Genomic DNA, 6300 nt, shown 5'->3' on the forward strand with positions numbered 1-6300 from the left:
AAGCATGACCGTAGTCAATATGGGATTATAACTAATAACTTATATGCGGTCATGCCTCGCCCTCTTCAAAAACCAGATGCACCCTTTCGGCTTAAGTAGTGCGGGCAACCCTCGCACTACTTTAGTTCCTAGTAAATTATGGCAGAATCTTTGCATTTAAGGATTCTGCCATATTTAATGGTATTATAAAAAGTTGATTCATGGTAAATGGATATTGCAGATTATTACCGACAGTTAGGGCTAAGGTCTGGTGCGAGTTTATCGCAAGTTAAGGCCTCTTATCGAAAGTTAGCCAGACAGTATCACCCCGATGTGAATCCGGGAAACGAACAGGCTAAGAATAAGTTTATTACTATTACTGAGGCTTATAAGTTCCTGGTGAATATTGCCCCTGCCGATGTTGTGGAGTCGAAAGCTGCTAATTCAAATGTGCCGCCTCCTCCGACACCGCCAGCAGAGGCGGTGAAAACTCAACCGCAGGCTGTTAAGGTGACTCGGAAACAGCAACCCACTGATGATAAGCAGGATCTGTCGGCGGCGGAAGAAAAGTTAAAAAAAGATGCTTATGGTGAACTGCAACAGTTGCTGAAATATCAGAGGTTCCCCCGGGCGATCGCCCTAATTGAGGGTTTGGCGCAGCGGGTGCCCGATGATTTGGAGGTGCGTCAATGGCAGGCGATCGCCTATCAGCGCTGGGGACGGCATTTAATCGGGGAAAAGCAGGTTGATAAGGCGAGAATTTATTTGAAAAAGGCGGTGAAAACTGACCCTCACAATCGGGCTTTGTGGGCGGAAGTTGAGCGGGATTTTCGCAGGTTGGAACAGATTTATTAAACAGTTGACAGTTGACAGTTGACAGTTGACAGTTGACAGTTGACAGTTGTTAGTTGTTATGGGTTATTTGTTAGCTGCCACCAATAACTCATAACTCATAACTCATAACTCATAACAGTTGACAGTTGTAGGGTGCGTCGCCACCCTTAAACCCTAAAAAAATCGACAATCGATGAGCGACGCACCTTACTATTTTTTTACGCTCGGCACTTCTAATAATGTAGTATCATAAAATTATTGAGTTGAAAAAAAAATGATTTCCACACCATCCACGGAACCAACATTAACAGATGTAATCGAAAAATTAGACAGCCTATCAAGCCACGTAGACACTTGATCAACCCGTGTTGACCACCTATCAACCCGTGTTGACCACCTAGCGACTGATGTCGAGAAGTTCAACGACCGATTTTTCAACTACCAGCAAGCGACTCAGTGGGTTGTGCAGCTTGCTTTTACTCTGATTGCTAGTGCTACTATCACAGTGATTATTACTTCGGTTCTGCGCCGCTAATCAAAAGGTCTATATTTTTGAGTTTTTCTAAAATAACTTGGGTGTTTTCCGGTCGGTTTTCGGGTAGCGGTTCCATCAATGAGTCGATCGAGTCTACGAATGACTGGTCAACACCTACAGCCTGGTTCCTCCAATTAATCTTACCAGTTGTTGGATTTACGGGAAAGTCGATCGGCGGTAGACCTGTCAATAAATGCACAAAAGTACGCCCCAGAGCAAAAAAGTCCGATCGCACGCCAGCTTTACCTGCAATTTGTTCCGGTGCGGAGTATCCAGCAGTACCGAGAGGTGTTGCATCCGTGTCTGCTTCTGCGGCGCAGCCAAAGTCAATTAATCGCAATCGGCGATCGGCGACCAGCATCAAGTTGGATGGCTTAATATCGCGATGTACGAGATGATATCTGTGGATTTCCTGCAAAATATGGAGCATTTGTTGCAGCCAATCGATAGCTAGGGTTTGAGAAACGTGCTGGTTTTTAGTTAAGAATTGGGTCAAGTTTTCTCCGTCAATTTTTTCCATCACCAAACAACACAATTTATGGGAGTTATTGGGGAGTTTGAGTTTGAAATAACCGTCAGGTTCGACTTGGGGAACTCGGCTTCTTCGGGCCAGCCAAATTAAGACTCGCGCTTCTTGCTGGAACAAACGGAGTAAATCGGGATTGTGGCTTTGTTTCAAGACTTTTAAGACTTTGAGTGTTCCCCATTCGTTGTCCCCAGTTGCCAAATCTTCGACTTCCAAGATGTCTGTGGGGCGTGCGGGATTGGGCGATCGCACTGGTTTCAGGATGCGGTAGCGATCGGCAATTAGTAAAGCCGTGCCGCAAGCCTGACAATTTTGAGCAGCAGCAGGGTTTTCACGTTGTTGGCATTGAGGATTGATGCAGTAACTCATACCATTTTCGCTTTTGGCTTTTGGCTTTTCGATTGGGAATGATTGATACTTTATGGGTTGAGAGCTGGCTTTTGCATTATTTTTTGTAAACCAATATTAGTTTGAATAATAAATTAGCATAAAACCCAGTAGTTCTGACCTTACTACTGGGTTTCTATTTACCGCCCATTTGCGCAGGCTATCACATTTAAGTCAAGGATTTAAGATTAATATCATCGCGCTCTACCGATTGAGCTACCCTCCTGCATTTGGTAGAAGGGGCTGGATATGAGCCAGCAACCTCGATGACCTGATTGTTCCTGACATTCGTTTTGGCGATCGGCGGTGAATGCTGAGTTTAGAGTGATAACTTGCTATTGAATGTACGTAACGCTGCCTCTACCAATTGGGCTACTTCGCTCTTGAACGAAGACAGGAGTCGAACCTGCACTGTCACAGTTGTACGGTTTAAATTAAAGTTTGAGATTGAGCTTGTACTCTGTTTATATCTTAAACCATAACTATCTCAAAAGCAAGCAATTAGCGGAAAATAAATTGAAAAATTCGCTCTCCCACTCTCTGTTCCTCAACATCAGAATTGTTAGCTTCTTCGCGGGCGAACATCACAGCTTGCTGCAAGACTTCGATTCTTTGCAGCAACTCATTGATCCGCCGCGCTGGTAAAGCTCCAGAAAATTTGACAGTCCGCCAGTAGCCGATCGTAATATCTTCGTAATAGACATCCACTTGAGCCGGATGATGTTCGGTAGCTTCAGCTTTAACGTGATTGCGCGGAGTTTTAAAAGTCTTGAGAGTTTGCACTGGTTCTGTGGCCCAACAGTCGGCCGAAGCATCGAAGTTCCAAGTCTCTGAAGCATCTAAGACTGGAAGTTTTTTGATGAATGCTTGCAAATCTGCTAATTGCTTTTCAATAAATAGCAAATAGCTGACGGGAACTTGGCTTAAAAGCACATTTCCATCTACCGTTACGTCAGCGCGAGCGCTACAGTTTGTCCAATCTTTGGTTGCGGTTACGTCGAAGAGTTTGGTCAAAACTTCGGTTGTTTTGCGGATAATCTCTTCGGCTTTGACTTCGACTTTTTTGGACTCGGGCGGCAGTTGTTCGCCTTCTTCGTCTTTGGGGCGGTACGTGCGGGAGATTCCCGAAAGCACGGCGGGCTTCTGGAGGGCTTTTTGGGCTTCTGCTAGTTCTTGGATCGATCGGCTTTTGATGCCTTTCTCGATCGCGATAATCTGATTTAAGCGTGCCATAGTTTGATGTTATTGATGCTGAACTTATCTAAATTTTGGTTGATATTGAGCGTCAAATTGTTTTTCCTGCGGGTTGTGGGGTTTTGAGGACTTGATTCCTCAAAACCACCCGTGTAGTATGACACACTTCAAAATAAATGACAAGCTTTGGGTCGAGGCTGGTGCGAGGGTGCGATGCAGCTTTTTGGCAAACTGTAGCAAAGTTTACTGGTTTTTCACCGTTTTACTACCTCTTGAGATAGATGCGCGAATACCTCCAGGGGCCAGTTGCAATATCTGGAAACATTTCTTAATATATAGAGAACAAAGGGAATCCGAGGAAAGACCAAAAATCCTTAAGCCCTTGGGGTGCCCCGGTTAATTATATTCTTAGCAAACAAGGGCTAAATCAATGAACAAGCAGCAAAACTCGGAAGTTTCAACGTTTTTACCAATGCTTCAAAAAGGCGTTTGGTTGTTTGGGATTTTCTCTTGGATATTCGGGCTGACAGATAGAAGCATTGCATTATTGTCTGATGGATATTTGTCGGCGATCGATATTGTTCAGCTATTTACAGCTTCCTTCTTTTTCGTTAGTTGGATATTCTTAAGCCCGTTTCTGAGCTTTAACTCCCAGAGTCAGCGACAGGTAGAAGGCATTCGGCAGAAAGTAGAAGTATCTCCCTAGTTTTTAAGTTGTAATGTTTGTTTCTACATCGCTCTTGGTTTCTTGTGGTGCAAAGCGGGCGGGCCAAATGCGATCGCAAAAAAACAAAGTTCCCGCCGTCACGCATAGCGGAATTGCCAACAGATTCAACAGCGGAATGCTCACCAAACCCAAACAAACCAAACCAAAACTCCCGCTAGCCGGCAAAGTCGCCCGAATTATCTCTAGCTTCTCCTGAAAAGGCCGCCTCCGCCGCTCCAAAGGTGCATCCAAGAAGTCCAAACAGACAATAGTCGCGCCCAAAGCTACGCCGCCCAAACTGCTAAGAATAGAGCCGAATCCTGGGACAAAATTTAGCAGCAACAGCGGTATACCAACGCTCAATAAAATTTGTAGTTTTCGCAGTTCAAAGGCGATCGCTCTTTGAATATCCCGAAAAATACTAGCCAAGTTCATTGGTGCTTCTGCGGGTAATTGACCGTTCCGCAGAAGTTCCAACTGTTCGGATAATTTGCCGTACCATGGCGAACCTAAAATCACGCCAAATTGAACTAATAGAAACCCAATTATTAACAAAAGCCCTGAAACTAAAAGTACGCGCAGCAGCCAGCCAAAACCGATTGTTAACGCGCCGAGAAAGCTCAGCCAAGCTGGCAAACTTGCAATTAAATCATTAAATCGGACGGACAAATCGGCAACTAAAACGTCTATGCCTGCTAAACTAGGAAATAGCAAGCTTAAATAAAGTCCGATACCAATTAAAAAATTTAGGACGACGGGAACTAATACATAAGTCCACAGCTTGGGAGTTTGCCAAATCAATGTGAAAGCACGAACGGGATAGGTGAAACCTGCTAAGAGTCCAATTGGTGCGCTAATGGCAGCGCTGACGGGATTTGAATTGAGCTGTTTTGACATATAGCTGAAGGAAGAAGGAAGTTCGGCAACGGATTCTGTAACGGATGTAACGGATGTAAGGGATGTAACAGATTTCAGTCCGATAGAAGAAGGAAGAAGGAAGAAGGAAGAAGGAAGAAGGCTCGCTTCGGCTTCGCTCGGAGGGTAAAAAGAGGGATTCAGGAAGAAGGCTTTAGCTGCGGTTGCGAGTGAATTCAGAAGCAATAGAATCAAGGGTTTTAGGAATCAAGAACATCCTTGCCATGTTGGCGGTTGAGATATTAGGGGGTGAGAGTGTCACTTTCTATTATTATTGCGTATGAGGATTTATTGTAGGGAGCAGCGAAAAGTGAAGCTTTTTATTTACCATACCCCGGAACTTACGCCAGCAGACAAAATGCCGGCTTGCGCGATCGCAGTTGATGTGCTGCGGGCGACTACGACAATGGCGACGGCCTTGAATAACGGCGCGGAAGCCGTGCAAGTTTTCAGCGACTTAGATAAGCTGATGGTCGAGAGCGAAAAATGGCCTGGAGACAAGCGGATTCGCGCCGGAGAGCGCGGCGGCGCAAAAGTTGACGGTTTTGACATGGGGAATTCGCCGCTGGACTGCCCGCCAGAAAAGGTGAGTGGGAAGCGAATTTTTATCAGTACAACTAACGGTACTCGGGCTTTGCAGAGAGTGCAAGCTGCTGCTACTGTGTTGACGGCGGCTTTGATTAACCGCAAATCTGTGGTGCAGTTTTTGTTAAGTAAAAAGCCGGAAAGTATTTGGATTGTGGGTTCTGGTTGGGAAGGGAGTTATTCGTTGGAGGATACAGTGTGTGCTGGTGCGATCGCCCAAAGTTTGCTCGCAGAAAGTGGTATTCCGGCGATCGATTTTGCTGGTAACGATGAAGTGTTTGGGGCGATCGCTCTTTATTTGCACTGGCAAGATCGGCTGCATGAATTATTAGAAAAAGCGAGTCACGGCCAGCGCCTCCTCGGTTTGGGCGTGATTGAAGATTTAAAATATTGCGCGCAATTAGATACTTTAGATGTGCTCCCGATGCAGCGAGAACCGGGTGTTTTGGTGAAGTCGGATTTTAAAATTCCTGAGGAGGCTTTCTGGGTTCCATCTTCGCAAAAAATGGCGAATTGAGAGTTTATGCGAATTTAGTATTGGTAGGTGAGCTCTTGTAGTAACCTACTCGAACAACGACGATAAAATTGGTTTGATCGTTCGGAATGCGAGTCCGCATCCAATCGGAGGACTCGCATTCC

At 45.3% G+C, this 6300-nt stretch carries 6 protein-coding genes; 3 read left to right on the forward strand and 3 right to left on the reverse strand.

Going from position 1 to position 6300, the window contains the following annotated elements:
• Positions 1–207 precede the first annotated feature (207 nt).
• Positions 208–834 (forward strand): J domain-containing protein, encoded by a 627-nt coding sequence (locus QT974_RS29385; RefSeq protein ID WP_333471920.1) that lies wholly within the window; start codon positions 208–210, stop codon positions 832–834.
• Between the two features lie 491 nt (positions 835–1325).
• On the opposite strand, the gene QT974_RS29390 is transcribed toward QT974_RS29385, so the two are convergent.
• The gene (locus QT974_RS29390) at positions 1326–2243 is read right to left on the reverse strand and encodes a serine/threonine-protein kinase (protein WP_333471921.1); all 918 of its coding nucleotides are present in this window, start codon (positions 2241–2243) and stop codon (positions 1326–1328) included.
• Between the two features lie 519 nt (positions 2244–2762).
• The gene (locus QT974_RS29395) at positions 2763–3494 is read right to left on the reverse strand and encodes a DUF7873 family protein (protein WP_333471922.1); all 732 of its coding nucleotides are present in this window, start codon (positions 3492–3494) and stop codon (positions 2763–2765) included.
• A 391-nt stretch (positions 3495–3885) separates the two neighbouring features.
• Between QT974_RS29395 and QT974_RS29400 the strand changes: the two genes are divergently transcribed.
• Positions 3886–4161: a hypothetical protein gene (locus tag QT974_RS29400; protein WP_333471923.1), complete on the forward strand. Its 276-nt coding sequence runs from the start codon at positions 3886–3888 to the stop codon at positions 4159–4161.
• A 3-nt stretch (positions 4162–4164) separates the two neighbouring features.
• On the opposite strand, the gene QT974_RS29405 is transcribed toward QT974_RS29400, so the two are convergent.
• Positions 4165–5271, reverse strand: a complete 1107-nt coding sequence (locus tag QT974_RS29405; RefSeq protein ID WP_333471924.1) for an EI24 domain-containing protein — start codon at positions 5269–5271, stop codon at positions 4165–4167.
• A 115-nt stretch (positions 5272–5386) separates the two neighbouring features.
• Between QT974_RS29405 and QT974_RS29410 the strand changes: the two genes are divergently transcribed.
• A complete protein-coding gene (locus QT974_RS29410; RefSeq protein WP_333471925.1) occupies positions 5387–6178 on the forward strand; it encodes a 2-phosphosulfolactate phosphatase family protein in 792 nt (263 codons plus the stop codon).
• Positions 6179–6300: the final 122 nt, after the last annotated feature.

This window comes from Microcoleus sp. BM001215392 (genome assembly GCF_036700185.1).
GTDB lineage: Bacteria > Cyanobacteriota > Cyanobacteriia > Cyanobacteriales > Microcoleaceae > Microcoleus.